22 protein-coding genes are annotated in these 23,589 nt (G+C 64.8%); 16 read left to right on the forward strand and 6 right to left on the reverse strand.

The window, feature by feature from the left end; all coding sequences use genetic code 11:
- The first annotated feature begins 76 nt into the window (after nt 1-76).
- From E1748_RS21750 to E1748_RS21785, 8 genes are all read left to right on the forward strand, one after another.
- Entirely contained in the window at nt 77-823 is a 747-nt protein-coding gene (locus E1748_RS21750; RefSeq protein ID WP_133649201.1) for an SDR family NAD(P)-dependent oxidoreductase, read from the forward strand.
- 76 nt (nt 824-899) lie between these two features.
- A complete protein-coding gene (locus E1748_RS21755; RefSeq protein WP_133649202.1) occupies nt 900-2,045 on the forward strand; it encodes an alkene reductase in 1,146 nt (381 codons plus the stop codon).
- 16 nt (nt 2,046-2,061) lie between these two features.
- A complete protein-coding gene (locus E1748_RS21760; protein ID WP_133649203.1) occupies nt 2,062-2,472 on the forward strand; it encodes a DUF427 domain-containing protein in 411 nt (136 codons plus the stop codon).
- 9 nt (nt 2,473-2,481) lie between these two features.
- Nucleotides 2,482-3,225, forward strand: a complete 744-nt coding sequence (locus E1748_RS21765; RefSeq protein ID WP_133649204.1) for an SDR family NAD(P)-dependent oxidoreductase — start codon at nt 2,482-2,484, stop codon at nt 3,223-3,225.
- A 201-nt stretch (nt 3,226-3,426) separates the two neighbouring features.
- The gene (locus tag E1748_RS21770) at nt 3,427-4,299 is read left to right on the forward strand and encodes an alpha/beta hydrolase (protein WP_133649205.1); all 873 of its coding nucleotides are present in this window, start codon (nt 3,427-3,429) and stop codon (nt 4,297-4,299) included.
- Between the two features lie 34 nt (nt 4,300-4,333).
- Nucleotides 4,334-5,080 (forward strand): SDR family NAD(P)-dependent oxidoreductase, encoded by a 747-nt coding sequence (locus E1748_RS21775; protein ID WP_133649206.1) that lies wholly within the window; start codon nt 4,334-4,336, stop codon nt 5,078-5,080.
- Between the two features lie 94 nt (nt 5,081-5,174).
- Nucleotides 5,175-5,921 (forward strand): glucose 1-dehydrogenase, encoded by a 747-nt coding sequence (locus tag E1748_RS21780; RefSeq protein WP_133649207.1) that lies wholly within the window; start codon nt 5,175-5,177, stop codon nt 5,919-5,921.
- A 74-nt stretch (nt 5,922-5,995) separates the two neighbouring features.
- Nucleotides 5,996-6,643 (forward strand): glutathione S-transferase family protein, encoded by a 648-nt coding sequence (locus E1748_RS21785; protein WP_133649208.1) that lies wholly within the window; start codon nt 5,996-5,998, stop codon nt 6,641-6,643.
- A gap of 142 nt (nt 6,644-6,785) precedes the next feature.
- Here the strand turns inward: E1748_RS21785 and E1748_RS21790 are convergent, their stop codons facing one another.
- From E1748_RS21790 to E1748_RS21800, 3 genes are all read right to left on the reverse strand, one after another.
- Nucleotides 6,786-7,790 carry a patatin-like phospholipase family protein gene (locus tag E1748_RS21790; protein ID WP_133649209.1) on the reverse strand — a complete coding sequence of 335 codons (1,005 nt, stop codon included), beginning with the start codon at nt 7,788-7,790 and terminating at the stop codon, nt 6,786-6,788.
- A gap of 22 nt (nt 7,791-7,812) precedes the next feature.
- Nucleotides 7,813-8,337 carry an outer membrane protein assembly factor BamE domain-containing protein gene (locus E1748_RS21795; protein WP_133649210.1) on the reverse strand — a complete coding sequence of 175 codons (525 nt, stop codon included), beginning with the start codon at nt 8,335-8,337 and terminating at the stop codon, nt 7,813-7,815.
- Nucleotides 8,338-8,480: 143 nt separating this feature from the next.
- Nucleotides 8,481-8,864 carry a nuclear transport factor 2 family protein gene (locus tag E1748_RS21800; protein ID WP_133649211.1) on the reverse strand — a complete coding sequence of 128 codons (384 nt, stop codon included), beginning with the start codon at nt 8,862-8,864 and terminating at the stop codon, nt 8,481-8,483.
- Nucleotides 8,865-9,148: 284 nt separating this feature from the next.
- Here E1748_RS21800 and E1748_RS21805 point away from each other — a divergent pair, with 284 nt between their 5' ends.
- The gene (locus tag E1748_RS21805; RefSeq protein ID WP_133649212.1) at nt 9,149-10,147 is read left to right on the forward strand and encodes an LLM class flavin-dependent oxidoreductase; all 999 of its coding nucleotides are present in this window, start codon (nt 9,149-9,151) and stop codon (nt 10,145-10,147) included.
- 22 nt (nt 10,148-10,169) lie between these two features.
- Here the strand turns inward: E1748_RS21805 and E1748_RS21810 are convergent, their stop codons facing one another.
- Nucleotides 10,170-11,306, reverse strand: a complete 1,137-nt coding sequence (locus tag E1748_RS21810) for an alpha/beta fold hydrolase (protein WP_133649213.1) — start codon at nt 11,304-11,306, stop codon at nt 10,170-10,172.
- 418 nt (nt 11,307-11,724) lie between these two features.
- Here E1748_RS21810 and glgC point away from each other — a divergent pair, with 418 nt between their 5' ends.
- From glgC to E1748_RS21845, 7 genes are all read left to right on the forward strand, one after another.
- On the forward strand, nt 11,725-12,999 hold the full coding sequence (glgC, locus tag E1748_RS21815) for a glucose-1-phosphate adenylyltransferase (protein ID WP_133649214.1): 1,275 nt from the start codon (nt 11,725-11,727) through the stop codon (nt 12,997-12,999).
- 249 nt (nt 13,000-13,248) lie between these two features.
- On the forward strand, nt 13,249-14,721 hold the full coding sequence (gene glgA / locus E1748_RS21820) for a glycogen synthase GlgA (protein ID WP_133649215.1): 1,473 nt from the start codon (nt 13,249-13,251) through the stop codon (nt 14,719-14,721).
- Nucleotides 14,722-14,937: 216 nt separating this feature from the next.
- Nucleotides 14,938-15,801, forward strand: coding sequence for a pyridoxal kinase PdxY (pdxY, locus tag E1748_RS21825; protein ID WP_133649216.1), 864 nt, complete (start codon nt 14,938-14,940; stop codon nt 15,799-15,801).
- Between the two features lie 98 nt (nt 15,802-15,899).
- Nucleotides 15,900-16,361: a hypothetical protein gene (locus E1748_RS21830; RefSeq protein WP_133649217.1), complete on the forward strand. Its 462-nt coding sequence runs from the start codon at nt 15,900-15,902 to the stop codon at nt 16,359-16,361.
- A 397-nt stretch (nt 16,362-16,758) separates the two neighbouring features.
- Nucleotides 16,759-17,910, forward strand: a complete 1,152-nt coding sequence (locus tag E1748_RS21835; protein WP_133649218.1) for a branched-chain amino acid ABC transporter substrate-binding protein — start codon at nt 16,759-16,761, stop codon at nt 17,908-17,910.
- A gap of 494 nt (nt 17,911-18,404) precedes the next feature.
- A complete protein-coding gene (locus tag E1748_RS21840) occupies nt 18,405-19,115 on the forward strand; it encodes an FkbM family methyltransferase (protein ID WP_133649219.1) in 711 nt (236 codons plus the stop codon).
- 93 nt (nt 19,116-19,208) lie between these two features.
- A complete protein-coding gene (locus E1748_RS21845) occupies nt 19,209-20,069 on the forward strand; it encodes an AraC family transcriptional regulator (RefSeq protein WP_133649220.1) in 861 nt (286 codons plus the stop codon).
- Nucleotides 20,070-20,080: 11 nt separating this feature from the next.
- Here E1748_RS21845 and E1748_RS21850 read toward each other — a convergent pair whose 3' ends face one another.
- On the reverse strand, nt 20,081-22,000 hold the full coding sequence (locus E1748_RS21850; protein WP_133649221.1) for a DUF3857 domain-containing protein: 1,920 nt from the start codon (nt 21,998-22,000) through the stop codon (nt 20,081-20,083).
- 75 nt (nt 22,001-22,075) lie between these two features.
- Nucleotides 22,076-23,464 carry an MFS transporter gene (locus E1748_RS21855; protein ID WP_133649222.1) on the reverse strand — a complete coding sequence of 463 codons (1,389 nt, stop codon included), beginning with the start codon at nt 23,462-23,464 and terminating at the stop codon, nt 22,076-22,078.
- Nucleotides 23,465-23,589 lie beyond the last annotated feature (125 nt).

Raw genomic sequence — 23,589 nt, forward strand, 5'->3', positions numbered from 1 at the left:
ATGCTTGGGTGTTATTGCCGCCCCGTCGCCGCCTCGATCGCCAACGGCTCGCCGAGCCACTCAACGGAACCTGGTCATGAACGCTCTCTCAGGAAAAACCGCGCTCGTCACAGGCGCATCGCGCGGCATCGGGCGCGCCGTCGCACTTGCACTCGGCCGCGCCGGCGCGCAGGTGATCGTGCATTACAGCAGCAACGAAGCAGCCGCCGATTCGGCCGTCGCCGAGATCATCGCGAGCGGTGGACATGCGCAGAAAGTCGCCGCTGATCTACGCGCTGCCGACGGCCCTTACCTGCTCGCCCGCCGCGTCCGAGCCATCGTCGGCGGACGGCTCGATGTGCTCGTTGCGAACGCGGGCATTGCCACGGCCGCCAGCATCGAAGAGACGACCGTCGAAGACTTCGACGACCTCTTTGCCGTCAATGTCCGTGCCCCCTACTTCCTCGTCCAGCAGCTTCTGGCGATGCTGTGCAAAGGCAGCAGCGTCGTGCTGCTGTCGTCGCTGGCGGCACGCGCATCGGTGGGCGAGCTGGCCGCTTACGCCGCGACCAAAGGTGCAGTCGATACGCTCGTGCGCCACTTCGCCGCCGCGCTCGCAGGACGCGGTGTGCGCGTGAACGCCGTCGCGCCGGGCGTCGTCGCGACCGACATGTCGAGCTTCGTGACAACCGACCCGGGCCGCGATTACGCGCTGAGCCTGCAGGCGTTGAAGCGCGTCGCGCAGGCCGACGACATCGCCGGCGCCGTGACTTTTCTTGCTTCCCCCAAAGCGAACTGGATCACGGGCGACACGCTGCGCGTCGACGGCGGATCGCGACTGTGACCGCAGCGCGATAACCGCGACGGATTCGATCCACATCAACCCCATCTCAATCACATCTACCCGACAGGCACCCGAAATGACCGATGCACACTTCAAACTGTTCTCATCCACCGCCATAGGACGCTTACCGCTGTCCCATCGCATCGTTCACGCGCCGATGACGCGTCTACGCTCCAGTCCCGACGACAGCCCGAGCGCGATGATGGTCGAATACTACCGGCAGCGCGCATCGCAGGGCGGCCTGCTGATCACGGAAAGCGCGCATCCCTCCTACGACAGCCGCGGCTATCTCGGCGCACCGGGCATCTACACCGACGAGCATGTCGAAGCGTGGAAGAAGGTCACCGACGCTGTTCACGCGAAAGGCGCGCACATCTTCATGCAGATCGCGCACGACGGCCGTCAGTCGCACGTCGATCTGAGCCGGGGCAACGCGCCCGTTGCGCCCTCCGTCGTGCCGTACGAAACAACCGTGTTCACACAGAACGGCTGGGTGCCGAACTCGCCGCATCGCGCACTGGAGGCCGGTGAAATTCCGCTCATCGTCGAATCGTTCCGGCGCGCGGCGGAACGTGCGAAAGCCGCCGGTTTCGATGGCGTCGAGCTGCACAACGCGAACGGCTATCTCGCCGACACGTTCCTGCAGGACGGCACCAACAAACGCACGGACGCGTACGGCGGCACGATCGAAAAGCGCGCGCGTTTCTCGCTGGAACTGGTGGATGCATTCGCGTCCGTATGGGGCGCTGATCGCGTGGGTGTGCGCGTCTCGCCGAGCGGGCGCTGGGGAGCCATTTCGGACAGCAACCCCGAAGCGACCTTCGGGCATCTCGCCGCTCGCCTGAACGGATATGGCCTCGCCTATCTGCATGTCATCGAGCCGCGCGTGATGGGTACGGAAACCCTCGACGAAGGTCAGGCGCCCGTCGCATCGTCGTTCCTGCGCGGTTTTTTCGACGGACCGATCATCGCCGCCGGCGGCTTCGATCGCGCAGGCGCCGAGCAGATCCTGCAACGCGGCGATGCCGATCTCGTCGCGTTCGGCCGCTGGTTTTCGTCGAACCCGGATTTGCCTGAGCGCCTGCGTCGCAACCTGCCGCTCACGCCGTATCAACGCGACGCATTCTGGGGCGGTGACGAGCGCGCCTACACCGACTTTTCCGCCTACGACGACGCGCGCAACGACACCGCCGCCGAAGCACCGATCGACCAGACCGCCTGATTCAGGGAGTGACGTCATGTCCACCAGCAATGAACCCAATCGCGCACCCGACACGGGAAAAACCGTGAAGATTCCCGGCCCCGATCACCCGATCGCCATCGCGCCCAATCCGTCGCGAGTGACGGTCAGGCTCGCGGGCCGCGTGATCGCCGACACCCGCGACGCGCTGACATTGCGTGAAGCGCACTACCCGCCCGTGTTTTATATCCCGAGAAAGGATGTCGACATGGCGCTGCTCGAGCGCACCGACCATTCCACCTACTGTCCGTACAAGGGCGACGCCGCGTACTTCTCGATCCCATCGGGCGGCGAACGCGCCAGCCACGCCGTCTGGACTTACGAATCGCCTTACCCCGCTGTCGCAGCGATCCGCGATCACCTCGCGTTCTACGTCGATCGCGTCGATTCGATCGAAGAACACACTTAAGGAACCAGCATGAACGAACAGACCGTAGTGCTCGTCACGGGCGCATTGAGCGGCATCGGCCGCGCGACCGCTCTCGCCTTCGCGCGTGCGAAAGCCTGCATCGTGATCTCGGGCCGACGTGCCGACGAAGGCGAGGCGCTTGCCGGCGCGCTTCGCTCGCTCGGTGCGCAAGCGGAATTCATCGAGGCCGACGTGCGCGCCGAAGACGACGTGCAGGCCCTCGTCGAGCACACGGTCGCCCGCTTCGGCAGACTCGACATCGCGGTAAACGCGGCCGGTACGGAAGGCGAATCCGCGCCCCTCGTCGAACAGACATCCGCGCGCTACGCCGCCGTCTTCGACGCGAACGTGCTCGGCACCCTGCTCGCGATGAAGCACGAGTTGCGTGCGATGTCGGCGCAGCGCAGCGGCAGCATCGTCAATGTGTCGTCGACGATGGGCGTGCGGGGTGCAGCAGGCGCGTCGCTGTATGTCGCGAGCAAGCATGCGGTCGAAGGCCTGACGAAGTCGGCGGCACTCGAAGCCGCCGCACTCGGCGTGCGGGTCAACGCCGTCGCGCCCGGCCCCGTGCAGACGCCGATGCTCGACCGCCTGACGCAGACCCCGGAACGCAAGGCGACGTTTCTCGACACCGTTCCGCTCAAACGCGCCGGCACGCCCGACGAAATCGCCGAAGCGATCGTGTACGTCGCGTCGGCCACCTTCATGACCGGCGAAGTATTGCGTGTAAACGGCGGTCGGACGGCATCGTGACGCATGCCTGAGGACCATGCCTCTCAGGCATGCCGCACAGCTTATAAAGTCTTTTTCCTCGCGATCCGGCACGCCTACATTAACTCTCAAGGCGGCGCGACAAAACGCAGACGGGCCGGGCAACGCGGTAAGCCTGCCCCGGACATTCGAGCCACGTCGTGCCGCACGCCTGATCAACCGGTTTCACAAAGGACAACTGCCATGACCCACCACACTCACCAGACCGCGCCGACCCGGTTCGTCGAAGCCAACGGCATCCGGTTCGCTTACCGCCGCTTCGGCAATCCCGGCGGCGTGCCGCTCGTCATGAACATTCATTTCACCGGCACCATGGACCACTGGGACCCCGCCGTAACCGACGGTCTCGCGCAAAACCGTGAAGTGATCCTGTTCAACAACGCGGGCATTTCGAGCAGTTCCGGAACGGTACCCGAGTCGATCGAAGAGATGGCCGCCAATGCCGGCGCATTCATCGAAGCACTCGGATTGACCCAGGTCGACGTGCTCGGCTTTTCGATGGGTGGATTGATCGCACAGGAGCTTGCGATCGCGAAGCCCCAGCTCGTGCGCCGTGTGATTCTCGTCGGGACGGGTCCGCGCAGCGGCGAAGGCATGGCAACGCTCACGCCGGAAGCGCAGGCGATTTTCGGCGCGTCGTACGCACACCCCGACGACCTGTGGCTGCGGGTGCACTTCACGCCTTCCGAAGCGAGCCAGGCGGCGGGCCGCGGCTTTATCGAACGGTTCCGTCGGCGCACCGACAACCGCGATCCGCAAGCCGGCGACCAGGTCGCGCCCGCACAACTCGCCGCACTCGCGAAGTGGGGCGTCCCGCGCGAGAACCCGTACGACTATCTGGCTGCCCTGAAGCAACCGACGCTTGTGATCAACGGCGACAACGACGTGATCATCTACTCGATCAACTCGTGGCACCTGCAGCAACACATTCCCAATGCGCAACTGATCCTCTATCCGGACGCCAATCACGGCTCGCTGTACCAGTACCCGGAACGCTTCGTCGCACACGTCGACAGATTTCTCTCGGAAGCACAAGCGGAAGCGTCTCGGGCATAAGCCGCTCTCACACAACATCGAACGGAGTTTCATCATGACCAGTCTGACCGGCAAGACGGCGCTCGTAACGGGCGCATCGCGCGGCATCGGCCGCGCCACCGCCATCGCACTCGCGAAAGCAGGCGCTCGCGTGGTGGTTCACTACAGCAACGCCGCGCAGGCTGCCGACGCTGTCGTCTCGGCAATTCGCGCAGCGGGAGGACAGGCCGACAAGGTCGCCGCCGATCTGCGCGATGCGCACGGACCGCATGAACTTGCGAAACGCGTGCGTGCGCTGACAGGCGAACGGCTCGACATTCTCGTGGCGAACGCGGGCATCTCGAAGGCCGCGCCGCTCGAAGAAGCGACCGTCGAGGATTTCGACGACATGTTCGCCGTCAACGTACGCGCGCCATTCTTCCTCGTGCAGCAATTGCTGCCCGTGCTGGGCGACGGCAGCAGCGTCGTGTTGTTGTCGTCGCTCGCGGCGCGAGCGGCTGTGAACAATCTGTCGGCATACGCGGCGACCAAAGGCGCCGTCGATACGCTCGTGGTCCACCTTGCCTCCGCGCTCGGCTCGCGTGGCATCCGCGTCAACGCGATCGCGCCGGGCGTCGTCGAAACAGATATGTCGAACTTCGCGAAAACGGATGCGGGCCGCGATTTCACACTGGGCATGCAGGCACTCAAACGCATCGCGCAACCCGACGATATCGCGGGCGCCGCCGTGTTTCTCGCCTCCGACGACGCGCGCTGGATAAGCGGAGACACCTTGCGCGTCGACGGCGGCTCGAAACTTTGACGTATTCCACACTCGCCTGAAGCCGGTGCCGTCGAGCGCACCGGGCAACACGACACGAACAGCGTGTCGTCAACCTGACTGACAGGAGCCTCACATGAACCACCCCGTCGTTCTCATTACTGGTGCTCTCACGGGTATTGGCCGTGCAACCGCCTTCGCGTTCGCCCGTTCTGGCGCGCGACTCGTCGTATCGGGTCGCCGCGCAGCGGAAGGCGCGGCACTCGAAGCCGAACTTCGCGACGCCGGCGCCGAAGCACACTTCGTCCAGGCGGACGTGCGCCGCGACGAAGAAGTCCGCAGCCTGGTGGACCAGACCATCGCTCGCTACGGCCGGCTGGACGTAGCCGTCAACAATGCCGGTACGGAAGGTCGGCCCGGACCCGTCGTCGAGCAAACGGCCGACAGTTATGCCGACACGTTCGACACTAACGTGCTCGGCACGCTGCTGAGCCTCAAGCACGAACTGCGCGTGATGACTGCGCAAAAGGGCGGAAGCATCGTCAACATCTCGTCCACTTACGGTCATGAAGGCGCTGCATTCGCATCGGTTTATGCCGGCAGCAAGCACGCGGTCGAAGGCATCACGAAATCGGCCGCGCTCGAGGTGGCCTCGACGGGCGTTCGCGTCAACGCCGTCGCGCCCGGGCCAACCGATACCGGCATGCTGGACCGCTTCACCAGCACCGCGGAGAACAAGGCGGCGCTCGCAGCCACGGTGCCGCTCGCACGCATCGGCAAGCCCGACGACATCGCCGCGGCGGTGCTCTATCTCGCAGCGGATGGCGCCGCGTTCGTCACCGGTCAGATTCTGACTGTCGACGGCGGCAAGACCGCTGGCTGAAGCGACCTCGCGTACTCACCTGTGCACCCAATGCCGGGCGGGCAATTCGTATCCTCCTGTCGGAATGAACTCATATGGAAAACAACCTCACGCTTTACGAATCCAAGGCGTCTCCCAACGCTCGCCGGGTGCGGATTTTTCTTGCCGAGAAAGGCATTGAGATTGCAATCAAGCCAGTAGACCTGGGTGCGAAAGAGCAATTCTCCGATGCCTACGCAGCAATCAACCCTCGTCTGCAGGTTCCGACGCTTGTGCTGGAAAACGGCACGGCGATCGGCGAAGTCCCGGCAATCTGGCGCTACGTCGAGGAAGCCTATCCCGGAAAGCGTATCTTGCTTGGCACCACGCCGCAGCAGAAGGCACTCGTCGCGATGTGGGAACGACGCGCGGAACTCGACGGATTCGCGGCGGTGATGGAAGGCGTGCGAAACGCGGTCGCTGGACTGAAGGGACGCGCATTGTCGGGCCCGCATGCTTACCAGCAGATTCCCGAGATCGTCGAGCGCAGCAAGCTGCGCGTGTCGAACTTCTTCGCCGACTTCAACGAGCGTCTGAAGACCGTGCCCTTCGTGGCAGGCGACGAATTTTCGGCAGCCGACATCACGGCACTGGTGACGGTCGATTTCGCGGCGGGTGGCATGAAGATGAGTATTCCCGCCGGATTCGATGCATTGCAGAACTGGTACGACCGGCTATCGGATCGCCCTTCTTCGAAGGCGTAATGAACGGGCAGTGGGAGCGATGCTCGAAACGTCGAGCATCGCTATCCTGGCCGGCTGTCCACATCTAAACTTGAAAGCGAAGGCCGCACTATTTCGGGCGAGATTGGACGTTGATCGTCCACCATCACGCGCCACGCACCCCTCACTCCAACCCCAACCGCCCCCGAATCGCCGGCATCATCGCCTCCACCGCCGCCCGCCCTTCCGCAATCGCCGGCGCCGCCCGATGAAAATCGAAGATCCCCATCCCGGCCAGACGCGGTTGAATCAAAATATCCGCAGGCTCACCCGCAAGACGGCTGCGTGTAATCCGCACCTGCATGATGTCGATGCCCTGCGCGACCGAACTCAGCATCGAAGGCACACGCGCACTCGGCGCCGGCGGCACGCGCACGTCCTGGCTTTCGTAGCCGGGCGCCGGTTGCAGCCAGCGCGGCCACGGCTTGCCGTTACGACGCAGTAGCTGCGGCGGCGCGACGGCTTCGTCGGATAGAGTCGCGGCAGCCTCGCCTGTATCCGATGGCACATCGAGCTTCGACATATGCACCGGCGTAGCGGCCACCAACCCGCCCAGATTCCGCCCATTCAAAATATCGTTATTCAGATCGACGGCAATCACGCAATCGGCCCGCATCCCGCGCGCCACCGATACCGGCACCGGATTACTCAACCCACCGTCGACCAGCCACACCCCGTCATGCCAGACCGGCGTAAAAATCCCCGGAATCGCAATCGACGCGCGCACCGCATCCACCACGCTGCCGTCCTGCAGCCACGTTTCGCGGCCCGTATCGAGTTCGGTGGCGACGGCAGCGAACGGCATCCGCAGGTCGGCGATCGCGCAGCCGTTGAACCGGTCCGCAAAAACCTGGATCACCTTCTTGCCGCCGAGCAATCCGCCCGACAGCCGCAGATCGAGCAGCCGCACGACGGTCTGCCACGTGAGTCGCGACACCCATTCTTCGAGCCAGTCGAGATCGCCGTTCGCATAGACCGCGCCGACCAGCGCGCCGATCGACGTGCCGCACACGACATCCGGCTTGATGCCCGCGTCGTGCAGCGCGCGGATCGCGCCGATGTGCGCCCAGCCACGCGCCGCGCCGCCGCCGAGCACGAGGCCGATCCGCGAAGGTCGCCGACGGTTCATTCGCGTGTCTCCATCGTCGATCTCATCGGCCGCGGATCACGTCGGAACGCGACGTGGTCGTCACCGTGTGGTCGGGGCCGAAGTGCACGTTGAACATGCCCTCCTCGGTGACGCCGCCTTCGCGCCACTTCCAGCTCCATACGGTTTCGGGTTTCAGCGGATACACGGCGACCTCGCCCGGTTTGCCGAGCAGGCGACGCACCTGGTCGTCGGTCATGCCGATGTGGATCTTCGCGAAGTTCGCGGCGGTCAGGACCTGGGTGATCGCCTGCAGCCGGCCGTCGGGGCCGATGTCGACCATGTAGGTGTTGAGGCCCTGCGGGCCGCGCGGATATTCGAGCCGCGTCGAGCCGTCGGCGAAGCGCCGCTCGGTCTCGGGCTTGCCCATCTGCGCGCGGACCTGGTCCACGGTCGTGACGCCAGGCGTCAGCCCCTTGAGCAGCATCGCGTCCGGTTTGACGGCGTTGAAAAATTCCTTGAGTGTCTGCACGGCGCGTTCGCCCTGTCGATCGTCGCAACCGCCAAGCGCAAACAGCGCGCCGGCCATCGCAACAGCAAGCAGTGTGTGTCGGAAGAACATGGAGTCCGATGCGGTCATTCCGCGTAAAGCGACACCACAGGATACCGCGACTTCGCAGGCCTGCGAACGACCGGACGCGCGCCGATAGCGCAGTCACGCGGCACATGCATTCAACCGATCCGCTGCACCCACTGACTCCGCCACGCCGGTGCATCGAAAGGATCCGTGAAGTACTGGGTCTCGTGAGCGACCTTGCCGTCGCGAAACTCCATGATGCTGACGGTAAAAGCCATCTGCCCTTTGTAGTCGATCGTGTATTCCGTGACCCACAGATTGCCCTCGCCCACAATCCGCTTGATGTGGAAACCCGACGGCTTGCCCGGATGATGTCCACGCAGCGCCTGCAGATTCGCGCGCCCGAGAATCCGTTCACCCGATTGCGGATAGTCGCAGATCGCATCGTCGTGATAGATGTCGTGTTCCGCGTCGAGATCGCCGGCCGCTGATGCGCGCCAGTGTGCATCGAGCGTTTCACGTAGGGTCTCTTGCTGCATGGTGTGCCTCCAGATACCGTTGAACGTCATCCGACGAAGCCAGCCGCAATCAACCGGTACAGTCGGCCCGCCCCATCGCCCACAACACCCTGCTGCGATTATGGACTTCGCGCGGCCGTCAGCGCGAATCCGTCCGCTTTGGCACAATCCGCTCGTGCCGCCCGCTTTCGTGAAGCTTGCGCTTCATCTGGTTCAGCGGGTGCGGTCCATAACGAACACTGCAATCGAACACCCAATACATCAACGCATCGAGCGCCCCCGCTCTGCGCCTCCCCGGATACCTCATGATTCCCTTCTCGGTTCTCGATCTCTCGCCCATCAACGCCGGCTCGTCGGCGACGGATGCGTTCCGCAACACGCTCGATCTCGCGCAGCACGTCGAGCGCTGGGGCTATCGACGCTTCTGGCTCGCCGAGCATCACAACATGACGGGCATCGCGAGCGCGGCGACGTCGGTGGTGATCGGTCACGTCGCGGGAGGCACGCAGACGATCCGCGTCGGCTCCGGCGGCGTGATGCTGCCGAACCACGCGCCGCTCGTGATCGCTGAGCAGTTCGGCACGCTCGCATCGCTGTACCCTGGGCGGATCGATCTCGGACTCGGCCGTGCGCCCGGTACCGACCAGACGACCGCCCGTGCGCTACGCCGCGATCTGCAAGGCAGCGCCGATTCGTTTCCCGACGACGTCGTCGAACTGCAGCGTTATTTCGCGGACCCGGTGCCGGGCCAGCGCGTGCGCGCGGTGCCCGGTGCAGGGTTGCACGTGCCGCTGTGGCTGCTCGGTTCGAGTCTGTTCAGTGCGCAGCTCGCGGCTGCGCTCGGGTTGCCGTTCGCGTTCGCGTCGCACTTCGCACCCGATCATCTGCTGACGGCGCTGCGCGTGTACCGCTCGCAGTTCCGGCCGTCGGAGACGCTGGCGAAGCCGTACGCGATGGTCGGCGTGAACCTGTTCGCCGCCGACTCCTCCGACGACGCCCGCCGCCTCTTCACGTCATTGCAGCAGCAGTTCATCAATCTGCGGCGCGGGACGCCGGGCCAGTTGCAGCCGCCCGTCGAGCACCTCGAAGCGGCTGATCACGAACTCGCCGGCGTCGCGCATTCGCTCGCATGCACGGCGATCGGCAATCCCGACGAAGTGCGCGAAGGGCTGAAATCGATCCTCGCGCAGACCGAGGCCGATGAGTTGATCCTCACCGGGCAGATTTACGATCATGCGGCAAGGCTGCGGTCGTTTGAGATTGGGGCGCAGATTCACGAAGAGCTGGCGGCCGAGAAAAAGTAGCGCGCGCGGCACCCTTCAAACTCTACCGATCCGCCGGCACCGCCGCCAACCCATCCAGCAGCGCCTTATGGAATGCCTGCGGATCCTGCATCTGCGGCGCGTGCCCCAGCTCCGCGAACTCGACGAGCCGCGCATGCGGAATCGCCTGCTGCGTGAGCTTCGCGAGTTCGGGATAGTGGCCGAGCTTCGCGCGGACGTCCGGCGGCGCCGCGTCCTTGCCGATCGCGGTCGTGTCCTTGTCGCCGATCAACAGCAGCGTCGGCATCTTCAACTGACCCAGTTCATACACGACCGGCTGCGTATAGATCATGTCGTACAGCAGCGCCGAATTCCACGCGACCACGTTCTTGCCCGGCCCGCGATACATGCCCGCGAGCATCTGCACCCACGGCTCGTAGTCGGCGCGCCACTGTCCCGCGTAATACGTCGCCTGCTCGTAGCGGCGGATGCCTTCGGCGGTCGTCTTCAGTTCGCGTGCGTACCACTGGTCGATCGACAGCGACGGCACGCCCTTCGCCTTCCAGTCCTCGAGGCCGATCGGATTCACGAGCACCAGTTGCTGCGTCTGCGTCGGGTACATCAACGCGTAGCGGATCCCCAGCATGCCGCCCGTCGAGTGGCCGATGATTGTCGCGCGCTCGATGCCGAGCGAAGCGAGCAGCGCGTTCGTGTTGCGCGCGAGTTGCTGGAAGCTGTATTGATAGCGCATCGGCTTGCTCGATTTGCAGAAGCCGATCTGGTCCGGCGCGATCACGCGATAACCCGCATCGGATAGCCGGCGGATCGTGCCTTCCCACGTCGCCGAGCAGAAGTTCTTGCCGTGCAGCAGCACGGCGACGCGGCCGTTCGGCTGCTCGGGCTGCACATCGAGATACGCCATGTGCAGCGCCTCGCCCTGCGACGTGAAATCGAACCGATGCACCGGCGCCGGGTACGTGAAGCCCTCCAGCTCGGGACCGTAGGCCGGTCCATCGTTGCCGGCTGCCGAGGCGGCATCCGCAGCCGTGGCCGGTGACGCCGGCATGCTGCTGACCGCACCGGACTGCACAGTCACCGCACCCGACGCACCGCCGGCGGCGAACGCTCCGGTCACCGGCGCGACGCACGTAAAGACACCCGCGACGAACCACGCGGCAAAGGAGTGACGGCTCGGATTCATCGACGGAAGGCCTCATGCGGATCGGAGCCGCCGATTCTACCGGTGCGGCACGTAGATCGCTGCGAGTTGGGCACATAGCCTGGAGCGGGACGCCCTTCGCCCGCATCGAACCACGCCACCCCACGCCCACCGCTTTCAATATTGCATTGCCGCACAACGCGCCGGCACGACTCAGCACGCGCGTCACCACCACCCACTCCATCGCAAACCCCACCCAATCCGCGCAACGCGAATCCCAGTCCCTCACCCACCGCCCGATCAAAATCTCATCCCAAAAACCATCCATTCGAGCGCGCGCGGCGAAACGGTGCTAGAAATACTGGACGTGCCGCACAACCGCGACGACCGACATCCGACGAGAGCGGGTAGCCATCCCGCCAGGGCCCTCCGGGGGAAAACAGAGATAAGGGAGACGTACATGCACACACCGGCCAGTCTCAACGATCTGCAGCACACTACCCTCGCCATCGTTCTGGCGGGCGGGCGCGGCACCCGGCTCGGGCCGCTCACGAACAAACGCGTGAAACCCGCCGTGCATTTCGGCGGTAAATACCGGATCGTCGATTTTGCGTTGTCCAACTGCCTGAACTCGGGCATACGACGCATCGCCGTGGTGACGCAGTACAAGGCGCATTCGCTGCTGCGGCACGTGCAGCGCGGCTGGGGGTTTCTGCGCGGCGAGTTCAACGAGTTCATCGATCTGTGGCCGGCGCAGCAGCGCGTCGAAGGCGCGCACTGGTATCGCGGCACCGCCGACGCGGTGTTCCAGAATCTCGACATCGTCCGGTCGATCCGCCCGAAGTACGTGATCGTGCTGGCCGGCGACCACATCTACAAGATGGACTACACGCGGATGATCCTCGATCACACGGAGAGCGGCGCGGACTGCACGGTCGGCTGCATCGAGGTGCCGCGAATGGAAGCGACCGCGTTCGGCGTGATGGCCGTCGACGAATCGCGGCGCGTGACCGGCTTCGTCGAAAAACCCGCCGATCCGCCCGCGATGCCCGGTCGCCCCGACATCGCGCTCGCGAGCATGGGCATCTATGTGTTCAACGCGGACTACCTGTACTCGCTGCTCGAAGAAAACATCACGAGCGGCACGACCGATCACGACTTCGGCAAGGACATCATCCCGCGCGTCGTCACGCAGGGCCACGCGATCGCGCATCCGTTCAGCATGTCGTGCGTGACGTCCGATCCGAACGCCGAATCGTACTGGCGCGACGTCGGTACGATCGACGCGTACTGGGCAGCCAATCTTGATCTCGCATCGACGATTCCCGCGCTCGATCTGTACGACCGCAACTGGCCGATCTGGACGCACATGGAGCAACTGCCGCCCGCGAAGTTCGTGCGCGACCTGAACGGCCAGCAAGGCTCGTCGACCAACCTGATCGTGTGCGGCGGCTGCGTGATCAGCGGCTCGCAGGTCGCGCGCTCGGTGCTGTCGTCGAACGTGCTCGTGAAGTCGTTCTGTAACATCAATGAGGCAGTCTTGCTGCCACAGGTGACGGTCGGTGCGAGTTGCCGATTGCGTCGCGTGGTGATCGACCGGGGGTGTTCGATTCCGGACGGCACCGTGATCGGCGAAGACCCGGTGCTCGACGGCGAGCGCTTTTACCGGACCGACGCGGGCGTCGTGCTGGTCACGGCCGAAGCGCTGCGGCGTCAGCAGGCGGCGGCACATTGACGGGCGGGCGCGGCGTTCCCCTGGCGGTATGTCGGGTACGCCGCGTGCTCACGATCTGCGTCGGGCGCGGAGTACGCATCGGATGCACGGTCGACGTCGACCGCGCTGTCCGCGATGTGCAGGATGCACGCGGTGTGCACGATGCGCGTCGTGCACCTCACGAGCAATGCGTACCTCACGGGCGTCGCGAACAACACGTCCGCACAACACCACCCTAGTCCATCCCGGTTTTTCACAGGTCCAGAGCTTATGACGATCCGTGCGCTGCATGTCGCCAGCGAGTTGTATCCGCTTCTCAAGACCGGCGGTCTCGCCGACGTAGCCGGTGCGCTGCCGCCCGCGCTGATCGAACGCGGCGCCGACGTCCGCGTGCTGCTGCCTGGCTTCCCTGCCGTCGCGGCCGGTCTCGCGGATCTGCGGCCCGTTGCAAAACTGGCGCATCCATTGGGGCATCGAGGCACGCTGTCGCACGCGACGCTCGAACTCGGCACGCTGCCTTCGAGCGGTCTTTCGGTTTACATGATCCGCGACGACGCGCTGTACAACCGGCCCGGCAATCCGTATCTCGACGCCGAGCACGTCCCGTACGGCGACAACGCACAGCGTTTCGCACTGCTCGGCTGGACCGCGGCGCAGCTCGCACAGCGAGTCGATTCCGCGTGGGCGCCGCAGATCATCCACGCGCACGACTGGCACGCTGGCCTCGCCCCCGCCTATCTGAAGGCTGCAGAACGCGCGGCCGGCCGGACCTTCGCGCGCACGGTGTTCACCGTGCATAACCTCGCGTATCAGGGCATTTTCCCCGCACAGGAGTTCGGCCATCTCGGCCTGCCCGCCGATTTCTTCAGCATGCACGGCGTCGAGTTCTACGGTCAGCTGTCGTTCCTGAAAGCCGGCCTCTACTACAGCGACCGGCTCACCACCGTGAGCCCGACTTACGCACGCGAGATCCAGACGCTCGCGCAAGGCGGCGGTCTCGATGCGCTGCTGCGCGCGCGCACGCACGATCTGTCGGGCATCCTGAACGGTGTCGATTACGCGGTGTGGAATCCATCCGTCGACGAAGCACTACCGACCCGCTACACGAGCACGCGCCTCACCGGCAAGCGCGCGTGCAAGACCGCACTGCAGGCGCACTTCGGACTCGCGCAGAAAAGCGATGCGCTGCTGTTCGGCGTCGTCAGCCGGTTGACCGAACAGAAGGGTCTCGACCTGCTGCTCGGCGCGCTGCCGGAGATCGTGTCGCGTGGGGGTCAACTGGTCGTGCTCGGCACCGGCGACCCTGCACTCGAAGCGGGTCTGCTGCGCGTCGCGCATGCGCATCCGGATGCGGTGGCGGTCGAACGCGGTTTCGACGAGCCGCTCGCGCACGCGATCGTCGCCGGCAGCGATGTGATCGCGGTGCCGTCGCGCTTCGAGCCCTGCGGGCTCACGCAGCTGTACGCGCTCGCGTATGGGTCGCTGCCGCTCGTGCATCGGGTGGGTGGGCTGGCGGATACGGTCGTCGATGCGTCGCTGGAAAATCTCGCCGACGATCTCGCGACGGGCTTCGTCTTCGAGCGCTTCGAGCCGGACGCGCTCGCCGGCGCGATCCGCCGCGCGTTCGCGCTGTATGCGCGGCGCACCGAATGGAAGGCCACGCAGCAGCGCGCGATGCGGCAGGATTTCGGCTGGGGGGCGTCGGCGCAGCGTTATCTCGATCTGTATCGGTCGCTGGTTTGAAGGGGCCGGCTGGGTGGTTCGGACTGCGCAACTCGATCCGAACATCCAGCCCGACCCGCCCCCGCTGACGATTTCCCGCAACACCCGCCCCACGGCACCGTTACGGTGCGCAAAAACTCCTGTATCGTCTCCCGATAGCCCGCCCGCGCGCCGTTCAGCGCGTCCAGCGGGCCTCGCACTCAGTTCGCCCTCTCAACGCGCCACCCTCGACCGACCATGAAAAACGTTTTGAGCATCCAGTCGCACGTCGTCTTCGGGCATGCGGGCAACAGCGCGTCGGAGTTTCCGATGCGCCGGCTCGGCGTCAACGTCTGGCCGCTCAATACCGTGCAGTTCTCGAACCACACGCAATACGGCCACTGGACCGGCAGCGCGATCGATTCCAACCAGATGGTCGATCTCGTCGACGGGATCGGGGCGATCGGCATGCTGCCGCGCTGCGACGCGGTGCTGTCCGGCTACCTCGGCACACCCGAGCAGGCGCAGGCGGTGATCGACATCGTCGCGTCGGTGAAGGCCGCGAATCCGCGCGCGTGGTACTTCTGCGATCCGGTGATGGGCACGACGACCGGCTGCAAGGTCGAGCCCGGCATCCAGGAGTTCCTGGTGAACCGGATGCCCGAAATCGCCGACGGCCTCGCACCGAATCACAGCGAACTGCAACGCCTCGTCGGCCGCACGATCGAAACCGTCGACGAAGCGCTGGTTGCATGTCGCGAAGTGATCCGACGCGGTCCGAAGATCGTGCTCGTCAAACATCTACTCGACCGCAACTCTCCCGCCGACCGCTTCAACATGCTCGTCGTCACTGAACGCGAAGCGTGGATGGGCCAGCGTCCGTTGTATCCGTTCGCTCGACAGCCGGTCGGTGTCGGCGATCTGACGAGCGCGGTGTTCGTCGCGCGCACGCTGCTCGGCGATCCGCTGCGCGCCGCGTTCGAGCACACGCTCGCCGCCGTCAACGCGGTCGTGCGCACGACGTGGGAAGCGGGCCGCTACGAACTCGAACTCGTTGCCGCGCAGGACGAGATCGCGAAGCCGCGCGAGTGGTTCGACGCATGGGTCGCGGCCACGGTGTAGCGCGGCATCCGCAACGCCTATAATGCGGGCCGCGCGATCACATCGCGTCTGCATCACCTATAAACCCACACCGCACACAGGCAACGAACGAGGTTCAGATGGACGGCACCATTCGCAGCGAACGCGAAGAAATTTTTGAAGAGATGTGCGCGAGCGTCGACGCCGGCGAAACGCACGAACAGGAAGCGATCGAATTCTTCGAGGCGCAATTCGACGAGCCGGATTTCGATCCCGCACACTGGCTCGACATCGCGCTCTATCACGCGCCCGAAGTCGCGCGCGGCGTGATCGACATGGTCGCCGCCGACGATCGCGCGCGCAGCAGCATCGCCGAAGTGATCGCCGACAACCTCGACATCTCGTACGGCGCCGAAGAATGCCAGCAGTTCGCGGAGACGCTGCAGTTCGCGCTGGCGAACGGCATCCCGATCGACTTCGACATCGTGCTCGACGGCTGTCAACGCGCGATCGACGACCTGGACACCTGGGCCGACGATGACACGAAAGCACCGTTGCTGCGCCTTCGCGACGAAGTCCTGCGCCTGCAGGACGACCGCTAACGCCTCACCTCCTTCCGCGCGTTCTATCCTGACCGTGCATCCCCTGTATTCGTCTACATAAAACCCGCGCGACGCTGTGCCGAAATGCGCACGCGAAGCGCGGCGTTCTGCCAAGACGTTCGCAAATTGGCTTTTTATATTCGCGCCACGTCGGCAGGCCGATCCGCTCTCACATTCGTTCCGGCCTGCCACGGGCTGCTCCCGTGATGTTGTGTGCAACTCGCGCATCTCAGCGTATTGCGCGTTTTCCAGCATTGCCCGCATGACCGGATTGTCCGTACGCTGAATCGTCGGGCGTACACATCGAGAAATACATCGAGGACACCGGCATCGCGACACGTTGCTCGCGACGCACGAGGGTTGTCGAATCACTAACCTGCCGATGGAAGGAGTCGCCATGAGTCTTAGCAAGACGCTGAAACCCCTCGCCGTGACACTCGCCGCGCTGGTCGCGGCCGCGCCGCTCGCGAGCTTCGCCGACGACCTGACGGTCACGATCGGCTTCGCGGCGCCGCTGACCGGTGCGAACGCCGGCTACGGCAAAGATCTGCAGAATGGCGTGCAGCTCGCGCTCGACGAGGCGAATGCGCAGAAGATCCACATCGGCGACAAGGTCGCGCACTTCAATCTGGTGGCCGAAGACGATCAGGCCGACCCGCGCATCGGCGTGCAGGCCGCACAGAAACTCGTCGACCAGAACGTCTCGGTGGTCGTCGGCCACTTCAATTCGGGGACGACGATTCCGGCATCGCGAATCTACGAAAACGCCGGCATTCCGATGATCGATCCGGCTGCGACGAATCCGGTGATCGTCAATCAGGGGTTCGCGAACGCGTTCATGGTGATCTCGACCGATGCGCAGAACGCCGGCAACGCGGGCATCTACGCGGTCGAAGTGACGAAGGCGAAGCGCATCGCGATCCTCGACGACCGCACCGCGTTCGGCCAGGGCGAAGCCGACGAATTCGAGAAGGCCGTGAAGGCGCACGGCGGCAATCTCGTCACGCACGAGTTCACGTCGAACCAGGCCGTCGATTTCCGCACGCAGCTGACCAAGATCAAATCCGCCGACGTGGATCTGCTGTTCTTCGGCGGACTCGACACGCAGGCGGCGTCGGTCGCGAAGCAGATGAAGCAGCTCGGCCTGCACGCGCAGCTGGTCGGCGGCGGCGGCGTGATGGATCCCGAGTTCATCAAGCTTGCCGGCGATGCGGCCGACGGCGTGATGGCCTGGGAATACGGCCGGCCGCTCGCGCAACTGCCGGGTGGCAAGGACTTCTCGGCGAAGTTCAAGAAGCGCTTCGGCGTCGATATCCTGTCGTATGCGCCGTTCGGCTATGACGCCGCGTGGGCCGCGATCAAGGCGATGGAGGCCGCGAAATCGACGTCGCCGGCGACCTATCGGCCCGCGCTGAAGAGCATCAGCTTCGACGGCGTGACCGGCCATATCGCATTCGACAGCAACGGCGCGTTGAAGAACGCGGGGTCGACGCTGTATCAGGTGAAGAACGGGGCCTGGGTGCCGGTTGTGACGAAGGGTGGGACCTGATCTTCGGCGTGTCGGATTGAGTATGGCGCGATGCGATGCGACGGTCGATCATGTCGCGCCACTCCTGATTCCTGATGTATGCCCCTGCTTTAACCTCTGCTATCAGTGTTGTATAGAACCGAATCAAAACTGTCGCCGTTGCGACAGCTCGCGACGATCCGCGTAGACAGGTAGGTACGCAAGCCAATCACGCGCTTGCTGTTCTGATCTGCGCGGCTCTCTGGAAGCGGCCGGCACAAGTCGGCGCTCCATACCACCTCCCGACCGCACTTTCTCGCCGACCCCTGGGTATACGACAGGGCGTCGCCGTGCGTCCGAAAGTTCGCCACCGCACCGATCACGCCTTCCATCCAGCCGACACTTCTTCAGTGGTCGACTGTGCGTCTCCTGCACCGCGCACAAAACCCGCTTGAAACCCACGCGCGTCGCAACCGCGCTATCCGTCGTGGCCGCCAGTCGCAGCTCGATCGTCTCTAACTCACTTTGAGAATCCTATGGATCGCATCAGCGGACATACTTTTTTTCAACGCTTCCTGCGGCGCGACAGCGTCGTCGTCGATCTGGGTGCGAACGTCGGCGCGTTCTCGCGACTGATGTCGGAGAAATATGGATGCGTCTGCTACGCGGTCGAACCGAATCCCGCGTGCTTTGCGCGGCTCGCCGGTTTTGCGCGCGTGAAGCCGTTTAACTTCGCGATCGCGGATCGCGAAGGGACGATGAATTTCTTCGTCGCCGCGAATTCGGAAGCGTCGTCTTTCACCCGCACCCACGACAGCGATATCGAGATTCCTGTCACCGCGATGCGGCTCGATACGTTCACGGAACAGCAAGGCATCGGCAGACTCGATCTGTTGAAGATCGACATCGAAGGCGCCGAGGTGTCGCTGCTCGATTCGCTGCCGGATGCGTTCCTGAGCAACATCGGCCAGATCGCGATCGAGTTCCATGACTTCTGCGATCTCGTGAAAAGAGAGGACGTGGTGCGGCTCGAGCGCCGGCTCGAATCGCTGGGGTTCCTGTCGATCAATTTCACGAGGGACTCGTACGGACACGAAGATCATCTTTTCGTGAACCGGCAGCGCTGCCCGGTCGGCCATGTCGAATATCTGACGACGAAGTACGTCACGAAGTACCTGCTCGGCATTGGACGGATCATGGGGCGGCTGGGATCCGGTCGCCGGCAGGTCGCTGTGCTGGCGGAGTGACATAGCAGTCGCCAGTTCCGCAGGATTTGGTAAATCGGAGCGTGCTATTTTTCACAGCATGCCCTTCCCGATCACGCCACCTGCACCCGCATCATGACCGACCTCCACACCAGCGCACGCTATGAAGCACGCCTCGGTCGCGTGCTCGATCACATCTACGATCATCTGGACGAACCGCTCGATATCGACCGGCTCGCGGAGATCGCGTGTCTGTCGCCGTATCACTGGCACCGGATCTATCAGGCGATGTACGGAGAGACGGTGGCGACGACGGTTCGTCGGCTGCGGTTGCATCGCGCGGCCGGTTATCTCGTGCAAGGCGAGATGCCGATCGCGCAGATCGCAACGAAGGCCGGCTACAGCAGTCTTCAGTCGTTCACGCGCACGTTCCGCGCGGCATACGGCATCCCGCCCGCGCAATATCGCAAGACGGGTTCACACAGCCGGTTCCGTCCGGTGCACTCGGGAGGCGACCCCATGACGCTACGTGAAGTGACGATCCGCGACGTGCCCGCGATGGAGGTACTCACAGTCGCACACACCGGTTCCTACATGCAGATCGGCAAGGCGTTCGATACGCTGATCGGCTGGCTGGCCGCGAGAAACCTGCTGTCCGCTGACATGCGGATGGTCGGTATCTACTACGACGATCCAGGGCTTGTCGATGAAACGCAGCTGCGTTCGAAGGCGGGCGTGTGGTTGCCGAATGCGGTCGACGTCAGCGTCGATGCGCCGGTCGACATGACGACGGTGCGCGGTGGGTCGTACGCAGTGCTGCAGCATCGCGGGCCGTATGGCGAGATGCACGTCACCTACCAGTGGCTGTACGGCGAATGGCTGCCGCAGTCGGGACGCGAGGCGGACGATGCGCCGGTATTCGAGGTGTATCTGAACAATCCGAAGGACACGGCGCCGACCGATCTCGTGACGGAGATATGTTTGCCGCTGCGGTGATCGCGTGGGCGCTACCCGCGCCCCGCCTTAACCACTACCTGCGACAACGCATCCCGCTCGATCCGCTGCAACGTGCCGCGCATCTGCGCGTACTGGTCGGGCGTGCACACCTGATGACCGAACTGCGCGGTGAGCCGTCGCGTGATCTGCAGCACGTGCGTCGCCGGATCGAACACGTAGTGCGACGCGTAATCGAAGAAGCCGTCGTGCACGGCGGTATCGGTCGGCAGATCGGTCACGCGCAGCGTGTCCGGCAACGTGATCTGCGCAGTCTCGTCGAAGTCTCCGCCGATGCACACCCACGGCTGCGTGCGCTCCGGTTCCGCGAGCCACGCCTGCACCTGCGTCGCGAGCCCGCCCGCGAGACTCGTCAACGCCGGCAGCGCAGTCGTGCCGTCGGGCCACGTGAAGTGTTCGAGCGTGCCCTGCATCGTCGTCGCGAACGGACCGCGGGTTGCGGCGACGTCGCTCGTCGATACATGCGCGGTGCCGTGCAGGCCCGTTTGACGCAGACGGTCGGCGGCAATCTGCAATGCCTGTCGATGCGTCGCGCGACGAAACACGTTGCGCTCCAGTTCGGCCGGTGCGCCGCTGTCCTCGACGCGGTACGCAAATGCACCCGTGCCACTCGCGTCGACGTCGATCTCCAGATGCGTCGTGCGGCCACGCGGCTGCACAGCCGGCGTCCGTGTGAGCGTGCCGTCGTCGACCAGCAGCACCGGCCGGTCCATCACGCCCGGCGGCAACGTGCCGAACGCAATGCCACCCGCGGTCGTGTCCGCGAACTGCTGCAGTTCGGGAATCCAGACGATCACGTGATTGATCGCGCTCGCGCCGTAACCCGGCACCGTGGGCAACGTATAGAACGGCCCGAGGTTCAGCAGCACCGCCTCGCTGCGGATGCCGACAGCCGCGAGCAGCGCGCCGTACAACGCGACGTGGTCCTTGCAGTCGCCATAGCGGTTGCGCAGGATGTCGACGACCTTGTGCGGCACAGCCGCCGTCTCGCCGAGAAACAGCGCGACGTAGCGGATGTTGAAGCGCATCCAGTCGTACAGCACACGCGCCTTGTCGGCGGGATCGGTGAGTCCTGCGGTCAGCGACTGCGCGAGACTGACGATCGTCGGGTTCTGCGCGGTCGGATCGGCTGCAGCACTGCGGTACTGCGCGGCGAACGTCGCGAAGTCGCGCACCGTCGATACCATCAGCCGGTCGCCCCACGTCGCGTAGCCGACCGCGCCCGCTTCAATCGGTGCATACGCGCCGTGCCGGTACTCGAACGTGTAGCGGGTGCGGCCGTTCGCGGTGACGGGCGGCAGTGCGGTGTAGCCACGTGCGTCTGCGTAGAGCGGCAGGTCGGCGGGGAGATCGAAGATCAGTTGCTGCAGGTCGACGGGGCCGCGCGTCGGCTCGACCAGGTATGCGAACGTGCCGGCCTGCAGCGGCTTTGTGCGCGTCTTGCGGAACACCAGATGCACGCGTGCGCCCGGCTCGACGCCGGGAAAGATCACGGTGCGCAGCACGCCGTCCTGGAACGTCGGCGCACCCGCCGAGCGCGGCTCCTGCACGTCGCGGATCGCCTCGGGTCCGACCGGATGTGCGACGCCGTCGCGGTCGATCGTCTCCGCCTTCAACAGCTCGACGTGCTCGATGTCCTTGTTGAACCACACGTAGCGTTGCGCGATGTCGTCGACGCCGCTCGTCGTGTTGGCGCGCAACGTCGAGTCGTCGTGCTCCTCGACCGAGCCGTCTTTCTGGATGACGAATAGATGGACGTCGCGTTCGAGCGTCGAAGGGGCGACGTCGTCGGTAGCGGACGTCGTGGTCGTTGGACTCGCGGTTTCGTCCGCGAACACGGCCGAGCCGCTGCATGCACCGACCAGCAGCGGCAACGCGGCAACCGCGCGCAGGCGACGCACGATGCGGGTCATAGCGTGTCCTTATCGACGATGGATGCCTGCCGTTGTAGCACATTGCGGGCCGCGCGGCGTTCACGCGATGCCGGTTCAGCGTTGCCGCAACTCCGCGCCTTCGTCCGGTGAAAGCCGAACGAAAAAGAACAGCGAGCACAACGTCATCGCGCCGACCACGACGAACGCCGGCGAGAAGTCGCGCGCGGCCAGATGCGCGACGCTGCCGCCGTTCAGGCGCGCGGTCAGCGCCACGAGCGTCGCGCCGAATGCGACGCCGAGGCTGATCGACAGTTGCTGCGCCATGCTCGACAGCGCGGTCGCGCGGCTCATCTTCGGTTTCGGCATGTCCGAGTAGCCCAGCGTGTTGAGCGTCACCATCCCGAGCGAATTGAACAGCCCGCCGAACAGCAGCACGACGAAGATCAGCAGATGCGGCGTATCGGGACGAAACAGCCCGTAGCACGCGTAAAAACAGCCGGTCAGCGACGTCGCGCCGATCAGCAGCGTCCGAAAACCGACGCGCCGGATCGCCGAGGTCATCACCGTGCGCACGCTGAGCGAACCGATCGCGGTCGCGACGCTGAGCGAGCCCGATTGCAGCGGCGACAGACCGAAGCCGAGTTGCAGCATCAGCGGCATCAGGAACGGCGACGCGCCGATCGCAATGCGCAGCGGCATGCCGCCGATAACAGCCGTCCGATACGCGCGATAACGCAGGATGCCGGGATCGATGATCGCGTCGCTGCGCGCGCGGCTATAGCGCCAGTATGCGAGCAACGACAGCGCGCCCGTGCCGACGAACGCGAGTGTAAAGGCAGGCGGCACCAGTCCGCGCCCCACCGTATCGAGCCCGCCGACCAGACCGACGAGCCCCGTCGACAGCAGCACGAAACCCGCCGCGTCGAAACGTTCGAACACGGGCTCGTACGCATCGTCGATGAAAACGAGCGCGGCCAGCACGCCGATCAGGCCGAACGGCACGTTCAGCAGAAAGATCCAGCGCCACGACGTGATCGTGACAACGAGGCCACCGAGTAGCGGCCCCGCGAGCCGGCCGATCGCGCCGGGCACCGTGAACCACACCATCGCGGCGACCATCCGCGCGGGCGACACGCTGCGCAGCAGGATCAACCGGCCAACCGGCACCATCATCGCGCCGCCCATCCCCTGCACGACGCGGAACATGACGAGCTGCGGCAGCGAATGCGCGAGCCCGCACAGCGCGGAGCCGATCGAGAACAGCACGATCGCCGAACAGAACACGCGACGCGGACCGAAGCGATCGGCGAGCCAGCCGCTCGCCGGCAGGAACACCGCGAGGCTCAGCAGGTACGAAGTGATCGCGAGATTCAGATGCAGCGTCTCGACGTCGAGGGAGCGCGCGATGGACGGCAGCGCGGTCGCCATGATCGACGTGTCGAGGTTTTGCAGGAACAGCGGGCAGGCGACGATTAGGGGGATCAGGCGGGAGCGGTCGGTCATGCGGTTGTTTTACCGCAAAAGGCGGGGAGGCGGTATGGGAGCCTTGCGGGGGTGTTTTACGCAGGTTTACGGCGGCTTACTGCATGTTGACGACAAGCGACCGCGGAACATGGTCCGTCAGCCAT

The organism is Paraburkholderia flava (assembly GCF_004359985.1).
Taxonomy (GTDB): Bacteria; Pseudomonadota; Gammaproteobacteria; order Burkholderiales; family Burkholderiaceae; genus Paraburkholderia; species Paraburkholderia flava.